Source organism: Pulveribacter sp., from assembly GCF_032079985.1.
Taxonomy (GTDB): Bacteria; Pseudomonadota; Gammaproteobacteria; order Burkholderiales; family Burkholderiaceae_C; genus Melaminivora.
This window is the reverse complement of record NZ_DAMATK010000014.1, coordinates 1-15363: the sequence shown is the minus strand read 5'-3', so window position 1 is coordinate 15363 and position 15363 is coordinate 1. Positions and strand designations below refer to the sequence as shown.

The window sequence follows — 15363 nt, the reverse complement described above, 5'->3', positions numbered from 1 at the left end:
TCCGTCTGGGGGAATTCTCTACTTCCGGGTGGTTCAGGTTTTCAAGGGGACTTCATAGGAGCTTAACCCTCCTGCTGCCTGCCCCAACAGTAATCCGAGTGTTGCTTTTGCGTAATTTTGCCGCGCAATACTCCATATAAGGTATTGCACGGCCGCATCCCTACTGCGCTCGATTTTTCACAAGGAAAGCAATTCATCAGTTTTGAGGTGTCAATTGATGATAGACCACGAGAAGCTCTCGACAATTCTTCTCATAATTAGCATTGTACTGGCGGCCGTGTCTTGGTTTGTACGCTTGTGGGTGGACCGGCGCGCCGATAGGCGCAGGAATGAGTCCACTGAAAGCGCCAAAGAGTCGATGCACAAGATGCCTGGTAACCAAGCAGATACTAAGCGCTTTTAATGCTAATCTCTTTTTTCAAGAATGAGGTGTTTTATGAGAAATGCGGCAACTGCTCCAGCCAGCGATACCCAGAGCGAGATGTCGAGAAGTTTTTCAAAACTCATAACAATGAAAAATTATTCAGTTTTTTGAGTCTAACCGGAAATGAGGACTTGATAGCATTTTGATGCTTCGCAGGCTTGAGGTTTTAGTCTCTTTCTTTTGATGCGGAAGTTTGCCAATATTTTTGGTATTCAAAAAGCAAATATCCACTCCGAGTTAATCATTGCGATTCGCCCCTGCCATATAGCAAGGCGCTCAAGCCAGGTCTTGAGGAACGCACTGAACTGCGTCCGGAGCTCGTACCAGTCAATTTAAGGAATCCTCGGGGTTGAAGGAGGTTCCCCCAGCATTTGCTCCGGTGCCGGCACGGCGCCGCTGGTAGTTCCACGGTGCCGTGCAACGAACTTGGCTGGCAGCTGCTGTGCCGCCGGACTTCGTTGTTGTCGTTCCGCCAGCGTGCAATCTCGTCGCGAGCCTATTTCAGGCTTTGGAATCTGTGGTCGTTAAAACACTCGTCACGGAACATTCTGTTGAAGCTCACGGTGCAGACGTTCTGCGTTGGCCTGCCCGGCTGTTTGAGGGTGTGGCGTAAGCTCGTGGCATGATCCTGAGTCGTGAAGCACCGGCTGGTGAACTCGCGAAGCTGGTCAATCGCCACAGTCTTCGAATAGTCCCTGGACCGAGCGATCTGGTCGAACACGTGCACAATGTACTCGCCTCCAATGCCATTGGTCGACCGCGATGTCCACGCACTCGTTTCTGAAGTCGTCGGTGACGGGCAGACACTTAGATTTCGCCGACCGCTGTTCAAACTTTCGTTAACGAAGTCCATGCTCCAGATTTCGCCAACGGCTTGGCGTTCCTGTAGCGGCATGCGTCCGAGCTTTAGGCGCTGCTTGCTGGGGCGCTTGCGCACTGGCAGGTTAGCCTGCTTGTAGAGCCGGTACATGCGCTTGTGGGCGATCTTTGAGCTCGCCCTGCGGAGTAGATCACCAAAGCGCCGCTGCTCGTGTGCCAGCTCGAGGATGCCCTGGGTCGTAGGTTGATCTGCTGCGCGCGCTGGGGCGGGTGCCGGAAGCTGTCGCGCGACAGGCCCATTAGGATGCGGGCCCGTCCGTCCGCTGATCGAAGCCGTTTCCAACATTTTGCCAACGGCCCGTTACTTCGGCGGTGGACTCAGCGCTTCACGCCGAAGGCTACCTTCAACGCTTCGTTGTCCAGCATGGCCTCGGCTAGCAAATCCTGGGGGAGTTGTTCTCGGCTGCGAGATCACGCAGCCGTTTAGCGTCGCTGGGCTCCATGGCCCCGGACTTGACCAGCCACTTGTGGAAGGTCGTCGGACTGAGTTCCTCCAGGCGGTAGAGGGAGGCGACGCCAATACCGGCGGCGGGCTGCTTGATAAAGCCAATTAATTGCTCGTCCGAAGCTACTTTTCGGCATCTCGCTCCCTCTCACTTGCGTAGATCCTTTTCTTGCCGTAGCACAGGTGGCGGTGTCCCGTCGGCAGGGCGTAGGCTTCACGTTTTCTTTTTTTGGCAAAGCTCTTGTTGCTCCTGGTCCGGCGGTACCGTCGAGTGGTTCGAAGCGCTCAGCCGATCTACGGGAAGGAAGAACTATTCCTCCTGCCATCGAACTCTTCAGTGTCCGCCGGGCGCAAGATCGGGGTCCGTCTTCATCGACGTGATGCCTGTGGAGTTGGCCGTCTCTTTATGAACCGGCACGTCCCGGGGGCCGTACTGCAGACGGGAAAAAGCGAGAGAGCCGCCACATCGTGCCGGTTAAAAGCCGGACACTTCCGTGGCGGTAAAAAGCTGGACGCTTCGGGGTTGCATTCCGTCCAATTTTCCTGCTGTCACGACGTTTCAGCAGTTTTGTTCATCTCCTAGTGAGAGGAATGCCATGAGTTAACGCTGAAAATTTTCCACTTGATTAATTCACGTTCGGCTGCGTTCGGTCGGCGAAGCCCTCATCGCATAGCTGGTTTGCCTGCAAAGGAGTGGAACCGTTCCACCCCCTCTGTTGAGAGATTTTGTGCTACTGACCTTTGGTGGTCTTACTGAGCTCCTCGGTGCCCTAAATGGCAGGGGTTTAATCTGCAAGACAGCCATATCCCACCGCGACCATTTTTTGGATGCGTTCGCATTCCGATCGTGTACCGCTCGGCATTCGCGGCATGTCCATTTTCTTGTCGCGCGCCTGCCCTTCCTTTCAAACCACTGCCAGAACTTTCCCGCGGAGCGCGCCAAGCCGGGTAACTCGAATTTTGCTTACCACACGGTCTGCATTCACCCCAAAGTGAGTTGGGTCACAGACGGTTAAGCCTAAGCTGAATCGACATTCAGCTGGATGAGGCTGCAGGCGACCAAGACGCCAGCGAGGGAGTTGGCGGGCTTGCGGTCGTAGCGCGTGGCCACGCGGCGCCACTACTTCAAGCGTGCGAAGCACCGCTAGACCCGGTTGTGCAGACGGTACTTGACCTCGTCGTAGATGCGCGGTCGCTGGCAACTGCGTGGCGGGATGACCGCCTCGGCTGTCTGGGCTTCGATCGCCTCGACAGGCTCCCGACTTTCATAGCCCTTGTCGGCCAATACATGTTGCGGCCTGAGCCCTTCAAGCGGTGGTCGAGCCTGGATGATGTCGTTGCGGTGTCCGCCCGTGAGCAAGACCCGCACGTGCAGCCCCGGGCCATCTATGGCCAGATAGCTCTTGGTGCTTAACCCTCCTCTGGAGCCCTCCAGAGCCGAACTCGGCGCCCACCTTCTCCAGCGGCCGGAAGCCCTTGGACTCGCACAATCGAGCTGTCAATGATCAGGTACTCGTTGTCCCGGCCTCGGCTAAGCGTCTCGAACAGGCGCTGCCAAACGCCGTTCTCGGCCCACCGGCTAAAGCGCTTGTACACACTTTTGTAGGCGCCATAACGCAAAGGCAGATCGCTCCAGCGCACGCCGCGGAGCGAAGCACCCAGAGGACGGCACTGACGAGCACACGGTTGTCCACGGCCGTGCGGCCGGGATCGCCCGCCTTGCCCGGCAGCAGCCGCTCCATGCGTGTCCACTGTGCATGGCTGAGCTCGTAGCAGCTCGGGCGGAATGCAGTCAATCGATCAGTCGTCCTCCAGCCACTAAAGGTTGAATGTCGATTCAGCCTGGTGCGATTTGCCCTTCCGTACGAACCTATAGGTAGCACGTACGTCGAAATAGCCGGCTTCGATGGCAACCTTTGCACAGTTAGAGTTCTGACTCAGAGATGGATGGAGCAACCTAACGTAGGCGCTTTTATCGACACTTCGCACTTGCCGTCCGTCTGGCCTCGACCACCGCGGTGGCTTTTCGACAGACCTATTACAGGGCAAATCGTCCTAGTCAGACTACAGGTGGAGGATGAATACTGCTTTCTGGGGCGTGCATTTAGGCGGCTGGGACCAATGCCAATGATGCGTACAAGCTCAGTTTATGGAGGCCATCCAGGTTTTTTCTGGGGGGCGGAGCGCAGCAGTGGTACTTTTGTGAAGGCTGTAAGGCGAATAGTGAAGCACGTGCGGCATCTCATCCAGCTCGGAACAATCTACGGCAAGAGACACGGCAATTGCGCCCTTCGCACTCAAACTGGGCATGTAGCACCGTCTCAGAGCTAAAGATAAGTAAACGCGTATCCGCAGTGCAGCCATGGCAACCGCAGTTTGAACAGGGATCAGGTATGGCGGCGCGTCACGTTGCTGATCGCCTTTTAATGCCAAGAAAACGTTCGACCGACATTTTCTTGCTGGTCCACTGATTGCGCTGCACTCATCCGGTAAGTTGTTGATGAAGCATCTTTTCGATCAACATACTTTAATTTCTTCAGATCAGAAGCGTTGGGCGCACATGTGTGCCACTTCCTGGCGGGCACAAATTCGCTACCGTCCAAAAAAAAAGGGGGTGGAACCGTTCCACCCCCCTTTTTTCCTCGCCCTCCAAACAGGCGTGCTCGCGCTACTTCTGTTCGTTCTTGAGCGAGCGCACAAATTCCTCGAGCACTTCCGATAATTTATCCAGGTGAGCTCGGGTCTTGATCGCACCTTTATCAAAGTTCACGGTAACGCGAGCTCTGGCATCCATGGCAATCGTCGCTACACACTGTCCGCCAGACATGATCTCGACTGGGGGTAGAACTGTTCCACCCCCAGCTTCATTTTGGTCAAGCAGCACCCTCAAAACAGCCGCAGGAGTACGATCAGGGCCCATACCCCGGGCATGCTTTGCTCTATTTATCAAAGCTTCCCGGTCGAGCTTGCATGCGTCAGCAAGCGGCTTTGCCCAGCGAAACTGTAGTTGCAAGGGACTGGCAAACGCCTCAACAACCTCCTGAGGCAAGGTAGCCAACGATAGTGCTTTCCCTACTTGGCTTAGGTCAGCTCCAACGGCCTCCGCCAACTTACGGTTGGACGGGAATAGACCCATCTCAAGTGCGCGTCTATACGCAGTTCCTTGCTCCCATGGGGATAGATCCTTTCGTACGCGATTCTCGCGATCCATCTCTACAAACAGGTCGGGATCGGATAAGGACTCAACAACTGCCAACACAGGTAGTCCTAACTCCAAGCACGCCTGATGGCGCCGATGACCAAAGATGATTTCGTATTGCTGATCAGCAGTGCTGTTTTCAGACCGAGGTCTAACTTTGATCGCTTGCACATTCCCGCCTGCCGCCGCGATCTCCTGCTTAAGCGCCTCGTAGTCGCCAGTCTGAAAAGAACTCTGGTGTCGATTGGCCCACCGACTTGGCTGAATTTTGTGCGGATCAATCAGCCGTGCAGCCTTTGCGCCTTCCCATTCCTGCAATTCAGCAGAGAGACCTTCAACACGCGAACGCAATACTGATGCTTCCGCAGCTTCGCCTTTAAGTCGTTCATTCTCTCGAAGCAGTTCGGAGCGCTGATCGTTTGTGTGCGCCATCAGCGCGCCTGGAGCCGTCTTCGGGCGGGCCGCGGCGCCAGTCCTCTCAACGCTACCAGTCTTTGGCAGCGCGCCGAAGTCGATCATCGATGCTTTGCTCTTCAGTCCCATTATTAGCCTCACTGTTCTTGTTGCAACGCCCACACGGCCTGAATCTGCTGTTCAATGAGCTGACACATTCGGTCATATGCATCCCGGGCGCGAGATAGCGTCTTAGCGCTCACAGACCCTCGAGCTACGTCATAGACCGTGCCAAATTCGGCGCTAGCAGTCGCTGCTACCGCCGTTTTCGGGATTTCGATCGGGAGTACTTTGTCGCCATAGCCTTCTAACACCCAGCCGCGAACAACGCTGCTGGCCGTGTCGTTCGCTTCCACTCTGGAAAGCAGCACGTCAATGAACTCAAATATCTTGTCTTCACCGCGGCTTCGTACGAGTTGATTGCACAGATCGCTGAACAAATCCCAGAACTGAGCAGAACTCGCAAAATCCAATGCAGATGGAGGAAGAGGCAGCAAGACCCCATCAGCCGCCATTAATGCATTGATTGTGACGTAGGACAGTGCGGGAGGCGTATCGATAATGATTACGTCGTGCGTTTCCCGCGCGTTGTCCAGACCGCGATCAAGTACCTTCCAAAATTCAAAACCAGGGTCGTGTGTCTGTCTGGCGGGCAATGCGAACTCAGCACCGAACAGCAACGGCGCTGCGCAAACCAAGTCGATACCTGGCCAGTAGGTATTGCGTATTGCGTAGGTGAGGTCTGGCTCCTCACCCGAAAAAAGCTTCATTGCTGTGTGTTCGGCATCAACCTCAGCGTCCGGCAGTACCCCAAACAGCGTAGTCGCTGATCCTTGTGGATCGAGATCAAGCACCAACACCCGGTGGCCTCGCATTGCCAGGCCCTGAGCAAGAGTGACAGCGGTCGTTGTTTTTGCTACGCCGCCTTTGAAATTGGCAACTGTGATCGTGACTGCCGCCGCGTCTTCCGGCCTCAGCTGTTCTCGCCGAAACTCACGAATCCACGGCAACGCCTCTTCCATCGTCCACTCGCGCCGATTGCCTCGCATTTTTCCTTCAGGCAGATCTCCTCTATTCATTCGGTAGGTGATCTTCGACTTATCTACCTCACACGCGGTAGCGAGTTGAGTAGCACCAAAGACTGGGGCATTTTTCGCATCCTTCGGGCGAAGCATGACCTCCCTGATGGTTGCCATCATGGAGGAGATGCGTGCCGACTGACCCTCAATGTCCTGCAGGTGTTGTCGTTTGATCGTCTGCTTGATGTCCATCTGTGTTTCCTAAGAAAGTCGTCAACATGTCGATTATGTGCGATGTTGCCGAAAAATCGTCTGGAACGTGGATTTTCCTAACCAGCCTTGGTTCACCTGTGACCTCTACGGCATCTCTTCCCTGTGTTTATTGTCAAAACTCTCCTCCGAAGGGGAGTTCAAGGAAGATCTTGAAGACCTTAGATAACTTAGCAGGGTGTGGATAAGTCAAATTCCCTATGTATAACAGTGGGTTACGTCAATACAAATCCGCCGTCCGTCCGTTTTTTTACCGGATCTGTCCGGTTTTTTCCCGCTTCTGTCGCTCTTTTTACCGATGACCGTCCAGCCTTAGCCCGGCGTTCGCAGGGCTGCTATGGCAACAGCTAGCCAGCTGTTCTTCGCAAGACAACTGGCCTTCTGATGACCATAGCGAACGGAAAACAGCCTCACTTTCCGGATAAGGCTCAGCCGTGCAGCACAAGTGTCCTACTTTTTACCGACCTGATACTGGGCTCTGAGGTCAGTGGTGTCCAGGTTTTTACCGGTTGGTGGCTCCTGTCTGTCCAGTTTTTTACCGGCTAACGGGTCCGTGTGCCTCCTTCAATTGAAGTGTCCAAGAGTCCTCGGACAAACTACACTGATCAGATGAGCAAGGAAGTGACCCTCACTACGCCTTCCGCCTCGGCCTCGGAACGGGACAGTGCAGCGCTGCGCAAGCCGCACGAGATGATCGTGATGCTGCCTAGGTCTGCGCGTTGCGTCACAGCTATGGGCAGGCGCGTCTACAACGTCATGCTCTACATTGCGCAGTCGCGCCTGGCGACGCTCGATGCCATGCCTCCTGCTGACTATCTATTCGAAGCACCGCTTCAAACCATCTTGCGTACGAGCGGCTCGAGCAGCGATGACCGGACGGTGGTCAAACGCTACATTCGAGAAATGCTGACTATGGAGGTCGATTGGCAATCGACCGCGCCTGGCGACGGCGTGAAGTACAAAGGCTTCTCCCTGCTATCGGAAGCAGTCATCGAAGTTCGCAATGGGGAAAACTGGGTCTCTTGGTCGTATCCGCCGACGATCATGAGTGCTCTACGACAGCCGCCTTTATGGGCTGAAATTGATCTGAAGATCCTCGCAACGTTGCCCAGCTACGAATCGATTGCGCTCTTCGAGATCTGCGCTCGATATCGCAACAATCCTGGCGGTAGGACCAGTCGTAAACCTGTGGCTTGGTGGCTTGATGTGTTGAGCCGGTCCACCTCAGAGAAGCGCGAATGGAGAAAGTTTAAGAACGAGCGCGTCAAAAAGGCTATCGAGGAAGTCAACCAGTTGACCGACCTGGAGGTGGAACTCGTCGAGCACCGCCAGGGCAGGGCGGTCACTGAGGTTCAGTTCATTGTGCGCAACCGCCAACGCAAGAAAGTGACGGAAGATAAGGCTGGGCCCGTCGATGTTTCGATCGTGATCCGGGCGGAAAAGCTCGGCGTGAGCGAGATGAAGCTCTCCTCGTTGATGAACAGCTTCGGCGAGGAGGCCGTTTATTCCGCGATGTCCGCAGTGGAAAAGCGAGTAGCTAATACGGGCTTGAAGCCGGTAGAGAACACCTATTCATACCTGCGTTCCATCTTGCGCAACGGCGACGCGTTGGTTGAGCCAGAAGGAGACGGCACTCAAAAGGCCTCTGAAGAAGATGTCCCACATCAGCATAGTCTGCTGGACGAGGTGCCCCTACAGGCTGCGGGACATGCTGAGGCTGAACGCAAGACTCAACGTTTCAATGCAATGCGGGAAGAGCTCAGAGCGCTTGATTCGCAATTCCACCGTGCGTACGCTGAAGCAGTTATGACCGAGCTGGCCAATGAAGGACGTGCGAGCCCGGTCCTGCGCCGGCGGGTCGCACAGGGTGACTATTTTTTTGGCACCGTCGGTGTGCAAATAGTGCACAAATATGCCGCTGAGAAATACGGCCCAAATTGGCTGGAAGAATGACGTGGCCCACAGTAACCAGGCATAGCTAAGGGGCCATCAAGCCGGTCGGATGCCCAAGCTCGCACACTTCCTATTAATCCAAGACCGACTTCCGGCCTAGTCATGCATCGCTTTGTGCTTGCTGCGAAGACACGAGTCGGTCTGTGATGATGCGCAGTATTTGATATTTAGGTTACAAGACTGCCGCACGCTGTCGTCTCCTCGTTTGGCCCTCTGAGCCATGCTGAACAGCACAGAGACCCTCAAGATCAACGGCCGGTAAGAAATGCTTTCCACGTGCTCTTTTTGGGGACAACTTTCCGAGTGCGACGTCGTTTGGCGGTGAACGCGAGGATCGGAGGGGCAAGGCTTATAATTGTTTGGGTCATGCTTGTAACCTAAATAAATGCGACGTCGAGTCCGATGACCTTTTCTCCTCTCCATAGGCCTGAGGTGCCAACTGACGTAGTAGCGGAGTGGCTGAGGTTCAGGGCTTCAGTAGCCTACGACCCGATGACTGAAAAAGGGGCTGGGCTCTACCGTAAAGGGTGGGCCAGCTGGCTGAAGTTTTTACACGCCACCGAGGACGAGGCTGGTCAAGCAGTGCCTTGGTATGCGGCCCAGGGATCTGACGTACTGCGATTCCTGCAGTCGGGACTGCGCAACCGCAAAGCGGGTGTGCCCGTCAGTGAAATCACCCGTCGGCGTTACTTCCGAATGCTTGAGCGGATCTACGACTATGCACTTCATCAGGGCTGGGTGAATTCCAATCCTGCCTTGCAAATCCATGAGAAGGAACGTCCGCCTTCGGAGACCTACCAAGGTGCCGTGCTGATGACCGAGTTGTGGCATGCCGCGCTTGCGTTGCTCCCCAGCGAGCGTGACAAGAGCAACCTGGGTGTGCGCAATCGAGCCCTCTTGCTATGCCTATTCCACTTGGGGCTCATGCCGCAGGAGGTTCGGGCGTTGACGATCGAAGATGTGTTGCGCAAAACAGATGACAGCGCAGGACGGCATGGTCGTGTGACCGCTCTGCAGTTAGACGGACCTGGCCCAAATCAGCGCCGGCGACTGGCAGCTCCGCTGGAACTGGCCGATGCGCTCGAAGTGTGGTGCGAAGTACGGTCAGCCTACCGCGGGGCCCGCGACAACAACATCTTGTTTTGCTCCAGCCATGGACGCCAGATGACGTCCGAGAACTTGTTATTCCTATGTCGTGGACTGTTGCTGCGTGCGGCTGCAGCGACAGGGCTTCCGCCCCCCCCAAGGCTGGGGCCTCAAATCGTTCGCAATACATCAATTGTGATGTGGCTCAATAGTGGCGTTGCACCAGCCGAAGTCGTATCACGTGCGGGCCTCAAAGACATCAAGGCTCTGCTCCACCTGCGCGAAGCGGTCCACGAAAGTGTTCGGTCGTCCATAAGTAAACAGGCGGACGACCAGAGCTGGCGCTCCATGAATCTATAGCTTGTGAATCGCCCCGGGATTCGCGGAGGCTATTTGGTTTAAGTCAGGCCGCCATCGCGGTGGACTGACTGGCGAGTTGCCGGTAGTAGTTTGCCTCGGCTTCTGCCGGTGGGATGTGAATCGGCCATGAAGTCGGTGGCCACGACGTTGGTGCGCGAGGCTAAATTCAACACCACCGACTTCGCCACCGCCAAGGCACGAGGCTGCGAGGGATTCACGCTGCTAGTGAGCCGCACCCACGCCGACTCCCGCGACGGTTGGTTCGGTGCGTTTCAGCGCGGTGACGAACGCCTCGACGTGATCGGTCACCTGGAATAGGTGATCAATCGTCCAGTTCCGGAACGTCCCAGTCAGCCGGGCGCGCCTCGCCGGTCTGGTAGAACTGCTTCACCAGCTTCACGTATTCCAGAAAATCCCGGTTCTCTGTGGCCAGCCGATTGGCCATGTCCCAATCGATCTCGTCACGCTCTCGGGCCGGAATCAGCACCTGACTGTCGGCAGGGTTTTCCACGTCCAGCTTGATGAAGCCGATACCGTGGGCGGCAAACAGCATCCGCAGTTCCTTCAGCGTATCGGTGCCGCCGATTTCCGCAGCGACCAGATAGCCGAAATTGGCCCACGACGAGTTTGATACGGCCTGAAAGAAGCACTCGCGCACGTTCGAACGGTTGATCAGCAACTTGACCTCGAACGACCACAGCTTGGTGCGCTTGTCGGAATACTGCGTCACGCAGTCGCGCACTTCGCGGTGCCACTCCTTGCCCAAGTCCTCCATACCCACCACGTCCGGGTAAAGCCAGCGGTTGCCGTTCGGCCCGCGCTTGTTCGACGAACGCTTCTCGTCGATGCGCTTGGAGAAAACGCCAAACTCCTCCCACAGGTATTGCGAGAGCAGCGGGTACAGAGCGTGCTCGTCAATCTTCAAAGCACGTGCATCCGCAGCCGTTGACGTGCTCTCGCTTTCGGCCGCCGCCACTTCGGCGCTGTCCGAGCGCTCCGAGTAGTAGTACTTGCGCGGCCGTCCTTCAGTCGTTTTGAGTTCTGGATGCTTCGTTTGCATGCGCGGGCGCTGCGAGCTGATTTCTGCGACGAGCTGCTGCACCAAATCCGCATCAGACTTGATGTAATCGCCGCGGCTATTGGCCCGCTTTTCCTGGCATTCATCCGGATAAGTGGCGAACACCCACTCGGCAATCTGCCGTGCGCTGAATTTTTCTTCGGGCCGATCTTTCAGATAGCCGATGACGACCTTTGCCAGATTCAGTGCCATATCACTCCTTCCAGACCTCTGCAGCCAGTGGCAATTCGTTGAGCTCGGCGCGGGCCTCACGCCAGCTGGGGTAATGCTCTTCAAGGATGGCGATGAAGCGATCACTGTGCGTGGGCTCGATCAAATGAGCCATTTCATGCACGACGACGTACTCCAACAAATCCTTAGGCTTTTTCACCAGCTCCGTATTGAGGCGGATGTTTCCCTCTGCGTGATTGCAACTACCCCACTTGGTTTTCATCCGTTGCAGGAAATAGCCTGAGACTCTCACCTTGAGCTTTTGCTCCCACTTTTGGATCAGTGGCGGTACAACCTCGTGCAGCAACGACTTGTGCCACTCATGCATCACCTCCGCGCGCTTTTCTGCGCTGCTGCCCGGACGAACAATCAGGGTGATCCGTTTGTTGCTGAGGACAACACTAGGCTTTACATCCTGGTAGTCCACCGTCATTAGGTAGCGCCGCCCCCAAACGTGGTGGCTCTCACGCTCAACGAACTGGCGTGGTGTTTCCCGCGCCTGACATTCCAGTTTTCTCTGCTGGTCACGAATCCAGACCAACTTGGAGATCGCGTAGGCACGCGCTACTTCTAGGCGAGTGTTGGTTGGGGCGGCGAGAGTCACACGTCCATCAGGCGGATGAACGGTGAGGTGGACATTCTTGATGTCCTTCCTGGTCACCGCTATTGAAATCTCGCCCAGTTGGATCGTCTCGTTCATCAGTACCCCGATTGGTTCTTGATGATTTCGAAAATAGCCTGCGTCGCCACCCGATCCCGCGACATGATGGGAAACAGCGCATTGAGCACCTGCTTCTCACGGGTGTCATCCCCTTTCCAGCCTGCCGGTGCCTGCTCTCGCATCGCCTGATCGAGTTCGAGCGCGAGCGTCGCCTTGCCAACGTCGTCAGTCGGACAAACGAAAGTTGCGGCCGGAATGCTGGCCAGATTGTTGAAGAGAGCGATCGCTTCCGGGTGACCGTTGAGCACGTGCGGATGGCTGCCCGTATTCTTGGCCGCCATCTTTTTCACCAACTCTTCGGCCTTCTCGAGGAATTTCTCGTAGGCAGCGGTGTCGTCGCGCTTTTGCTTGATCAGGTCTTCGAGGAGCTTGGAGATCTCGTCGTAAAACTTCGGATCAGTCAGTTGATCCCGAATGATCGTCTTGCGGACGTTGTTGATGATGCCTTCAGCAATCGCATTCCTCGACAGCTTGCCCTTCTGGTTGAGCTTCTTGGCAATGGCGTCGTGAATGCCGGTTTCGATGATCAGCTCGGTCAGTGAGAGCGAGCTGAGATTTCCCAAATCTTCAGCTGGGTCTGCTTGGATGTAGGTGTTGATGAGGTGGCGCATATCCGCCTCATAAGGCTTAATGTCCAACTCTTCGCCTGAATGCTTCTTGATCGCCGTGCGAGTGTCGCTGTAGAACTCGATCTCCTTTTCGAGTGCAGCAATATCAGCCGCTGAATATCCTGCGTCCTCCAGGTTCTGGGCAATTGCCGCATAGGCTCGCAGGAATGCGGCTGCTGACTTGTAGAACGAGATGCGCAGCGGCTCGGTGTTCAGCAACGCTTCTGGATCGTTGGCATCACCGCAGAAATAGTGGAGGTACTGCTCCATCTCGCGGGGCATGGCCACCGGCTCACACAAGTAGCGCAGTGCTTCCCGGGCAGCATCGAGCTGCGCCTTGCCTTCCTTCAGCCAGTCTTTCACGGCTACGTTGCCGTCATCGCCACCTTCGTCGATGTCCAGCTCGTCCGAGGTGTAAACGGCGATGGAGTCCTGCACCTTCTCGAACAGCTCTTTGTAGTCGACGATGTGGCCATAGTCCTTGTCGTCGCCGTCGAGCCGGTTTGTGCGGCAGATAGCCTGGAACAGGTTGTGATCGCGCAACTCGTTGTCGAGGTAGATGTAGGTGCAGGAAGGCGCATCGAACCCGGTCAGCAGCTTGCTCACCACGATTAGCAGCTTCAGATTGGCAGGCTCATCGATGAAGCGCTGCTTGGTCTTGTCCTCGTAGTCCTTAGTGGTCTGATCTTTCTGCAGGACGTGCTGGGTGTAGGTGTCAAACTTGTAGCGCTCGTCGCTGTCCTTGGGCTCGCGCGAAATCGCGTTGTGGTTGGGCTCGTAGGACGTAATGATTCCGCAGTACTTGCCAAACGACGTGTTCTGGAACAAACGGAAGTAGTGGCAGGCGTCGTAGATGGAGGCTGCCACCAGAATGGCCGTGCCCCGGTCATTGTTCAGACGCGGCTGGACTCCGAAGTCGTGGATGATGTCGGCGATGATGCGCTGCTTGCGCTCACCGGCACTCATCAGCTCTTCCATCGTCGCCCAGCGCTTACGCAGAACCGAACGCTGAAAGTTGTTCAACCCCTTGGTTTTCTGATCAAACCACGCATCGATAGCTTTCTTTGACGTCAGGCGCTGAGGCACATCGCGCGCTTCGTACTTCAGGTCAAGCACAACCTTGTCGGCCACCGCTTCATCGAACTTGTAGGTGTGGATGTAGGTGCCGAAAACCTCGCGGGTGGTCTGCTTGTCTTTGCGCAGCAGAGGCGTGCCGGTGAAACCGATGAAGATGGCGTTCTCCAGCCATCGCTTCATCTGCTTGTTCATGTCGCCGCCTTGCGTGCGGTGACATTCATCGACGAAGACGTAAACACGGCCCACCACCCTCGGAGGCTCGCCCTTCAGGTCGGTCGTATCAAACTTGTGGATCAGCGCGCACATCAAGCGTGGCGTGGCTGCCCCTAGCTTTTCAACCAATTCCGCGCGAGAGGTGATGCGCGGCGATGCCGCATCCTCGCCAATCACGCCTGCATTACGCATCACACCCACGATCTGCTTGTCCAGCTCATCACGGTCGGTGATGACCAGGACGCGGGCGTGCGGGTCAAATTCCAGCAGCCACTTGGCAATCAGCACCATCAGAATGCTCTTGCCGCTGCCTTGGGTGTGCCAGATCACACCGCCTTCCTGCTGCTTCATCCGCTCCTGGGCCGCTTTCACGCCGTGGTATTGATGGACGCGAGGTACCTTCTTTTGCCCGCCATCGAAGATGATGAAGTTGCGGATCAGATCCAGCAGGCGCACCTTGTCAAGCATCCGCGCCAATGGTTTATCCAGCAGCGCACCCTCTGCGAGTGGCTCTGATGGGGCTGCGCCTTTATCCTTGCGCTCCTTCCACTCGACGAAAAATTTTTCAGGGGTGCCCGTGGTGCCGTAGCGCAAACCCTGCGAGTCGCTTCCCGCCAGCACCAACTGCACCGTGCTGAAAAATCCCTTGTTGAAAATCTCTTCCTGGTTGGTGATGAGCTGACGAACACCGTCGGCCACCTCCACCGAACTGCGTTTCAACTCAATGACGGCGACCGCGATGCCATTGATGTAAACGACCAGATCGGGCCGCCGCTCGTAGCCGCCGCGCAAGGTGACCTCTTCGGCCAAGCCAAAGTCGTTGTTGCCAGGCGTTTCCCAGTCGATGAGGTGTACGGTCTCATGCGCCTGCCCGGCTGCAATCTGTACCGGTACGCCATAGCGCAGCAGTTGGTAGGTGCGCAGATTGGCTTGATACAGGGTGATGCCGGTGGAGTCGGCGGCGGTCAGGAGCTTTTGCAGCGCAGCGGAAATGTGCGCATCGGAATAACCACGCTTCTTGAGGTTGCTGCGCAAAAAATCTGCCTCGATGCAGCGGTTGTTGTCGCGTTTACTCCACTCACCCAAGTGATCGTACCCAAGGCAGTCAGGGCGACTTGCATCGGTAAACAGAGCGGCGACACGGTTCTGCGTCTTGCGCTCAGATCGGGCTTGTTCAGACATGGCTTCCCTCCTTCGCAATCAATCGGTGGGGTTGAGGGCGGAGGGTATCCGGTAGGTAGAGGGGATGCTTCGGCGTGCCGTCCTTGGCGAGCTCCAAGTGGCTGAGGCCCTTGTGGTGACTGAGCAGGGCATGAAGTCCCCTCGAATTCCTGTGCCAGTCAGAAGTAGAGGTTGGGGAACAGTTTG

Annotated in this window: 11 protein-coding genes; 3 read left to right on the top strand and 8 right to left on the bottom strand. The window is 56.1% G+C overall.

Annotated elements, in window-relative coordinates; genetic code table 11:
- Positions 1–920: 920 nt before the first annotated feature.
- The 5 genes from RT282_RS17160 to RT282_RS17145 form a co-directional block, all read right to left on the bottom strand.
- A complete protein-coding gene (locus tag RT282_RS17160) occupies positions 921–1394 on the bottom strand; it encodes an integrase core domain-containing protein (protein WP_313316231.1) in 474 nt (157 codons plus the stop codon).
- 1498 nt (positions 1395–2892) lie between these two features.
- Positions 2893–3144 carry a transposase gene (locus RT282_RS17285; RefSeq protein ID WP_409519508.1) on the bottom strand — a complete coding sequence of 84 codons (252 nt, stop codon included), beginning with the start codon at positions 3142–3144 and terminating at the stop codon, positions 2893–2895.
- Positions 3145–3158: 14 nt separating this feature from the next.
- Entirely contained in the window at positions 3159–3389 is a 231-nt protein-coding gene (locus RT282_RS17280) for a transposase (RefSeq protein WP_409519507.1), read from the bottom strand.
- Positions 3390–4416: 1027 nt separating this feature from the next.
- Positions 4417–5466 (bottom strand): ParB/RepB/Spo0J family partition protein, encoded by a 1050-nt coding sequence (locus RT282_RS17150; protein ID WP_313316230.1) that lies wholly within the window; start codon positions 5464–5466, stop codon positions 4417–4419.
- A gap of 32 nt (positions 5467–5498) precedes the next feature.
- A complete protein-coding gene (locus tag RT282_RS17145) occupies positions 5499–6671 on the bottom strand; it encodes an AAA family ATPase (protein WP_313316228.1) in 1173 nt (390 codons plus the stop codon).
- A gap of 627 nt (positions 6672–7298) precedes the next feature.
- On the opposite strand from RT282_RS17145, the gene RT282_RS17140 reads away from it, so the two are divergent.
- The 3 genes from RT282_RS17140 to RT282_RS17130 all read left to right on the top strand — a co-directional run bounded on the left by RT282_RS17140 (position 7299) and on the right by RT282_RS17130 (position 10406).
- Positions 7299–8642 (top strand): replication initiation protein, encoded by a 1344-nt coding sequence (locus RT282_RS17140; protein WP_313316226.1) that lies wholly within the window; start codon positions 7299–7301, stop codon positions 8640–8642.
- A 402-nt stretch (positions 8643–9044) separates the two neighbouring features.
- Entirely contained in the window at positions 9045–10088 is a 1044-nt protein-coding gene (locus tag RT282_RS17135; protein ID WP_313316224.1) for a hypothetical protein, read from the top strand.
- Positions 10089–10214: 126 nt separating this feature from the next.
- The gene (locus RT282_RS17130) at positions 10215–10406 is read left to right on the top strand and encodes a hypothetical protein (RefSeq protein ID WP_313316222.1); all 192 of its coding nucleotides are present in this window, start codon (positions 10215–10217) and stop codon (positions 10404–10406) included.
- Positions 10407–10410: 4 nt separating this feature from the next.
- On the opposite strand, the gene RT282_RS17125 is transcribed toward RT282_RS17130, so the two are convergent.
- The 3 genes from RT282_RS17125 to RT282_RS17115 are packed head-to-tail and all read right to left on the bottom strand — an operon-like array spanning position 10411 to position 15177.
- Positions 10411–11358 (bottom strand): COG2958 family protein, encoded by a 948-nt coding sequence (locus RT282_RS17125; RefSeq protein WP_313316220.1) that lies wholly within the window; start codon positions 11356–11358, stop codon positions 10411–10413.
- 1 nt (position 11359) lies between these two features.
- Positions 11360–12076 carry a M48 family metallopeptidase gene (locus RT282_RS17120; RefSeq protein WP_197579716.1) on the bottom strand — a complete coding sequence of 239 codons (717 nt, stop codon included), beginning with the start codon at positions 12074–12076 and terminating at the stop codon, positions 11360–11362.
- Positions 12076–15177: a type I restriction endonuclease subunit R gene (locus RT282_RS17115; RefSeq protein WP_313316218.1), complete on the bottom strand. Its 3102-nt coding sequence runs from the start codon at positions 15175–15177 to the stop codon at positions 12076–12078. Before RT282_RS17115 ends, RT282_RS17120 begins: the two co-directional genes overlap by 1 nt.
- Positions 15178–15363 lie beyond the last annotated feature (186 nt).

Coding starts and splice junctions, on each gene's coding strand:
- RT282_RS17160 (WP_313316231.1), bottom strand. CDS start 1,394: ATGTACCGGCTCTACAAGCAGGCTAACCTGCCAGTGCGCAAGCGCCCC.
- RT282_RS17150 (WP_313316230.1), bottom strand. CDS start 5,466: ATGATCGACTTCGGCGCGCTGCCAAAGACTGGTAGCGTTGAGAGGACT.
- RT282_RS17145 (WP_313316228.1), bottom strand. CDS start 6,671: ATGGACATCAAGCAGACGATCAAACGACAACACCTGCAGGACATTGAG.
- RT282_RS17140 (WP_313316226.1), top strand. CDS start 7,299: ATGAGCAAGGAAGTGACCCTCACTACGCCTTCCGCCTCGGCCTCGGAA.
- RT282_RS17135 (WP_313316224.1), top strand. CDS start 9,045: ATGACCTTTTCTCCTCTCCATAGGCCTGAGGTGCCAACTGACGTAGTA.
- RT282_RS17130 (WP_313316222.1), top strand. CDS start 10,215: ATGAAGTCGGTGGCCACGACGTTGGTGCGCGAGGCTAAATTCAACACC.
- RT282_RS17125 (WP_313316220.1), bottom strand. CDS start 11,358: ATGGCACTGAATCTGGCAAAGGTCGTCATCGGCTATCTGAAAGATCGG.
- RT282_RS17120 (WP_197579716.1), bottom strand. CDS start 12,076: ATGAACGAGACGATCCAACTGGGCGAGATTTCAATAGCGGTGACCAGG.
- RT282_RS17115 (WP_313316218.1), bottom strand. CDS start 15,177: ATGTCTGAACAAGCCCGATCTGAGCGCAAGACGCAGAACCGTGTCGCC.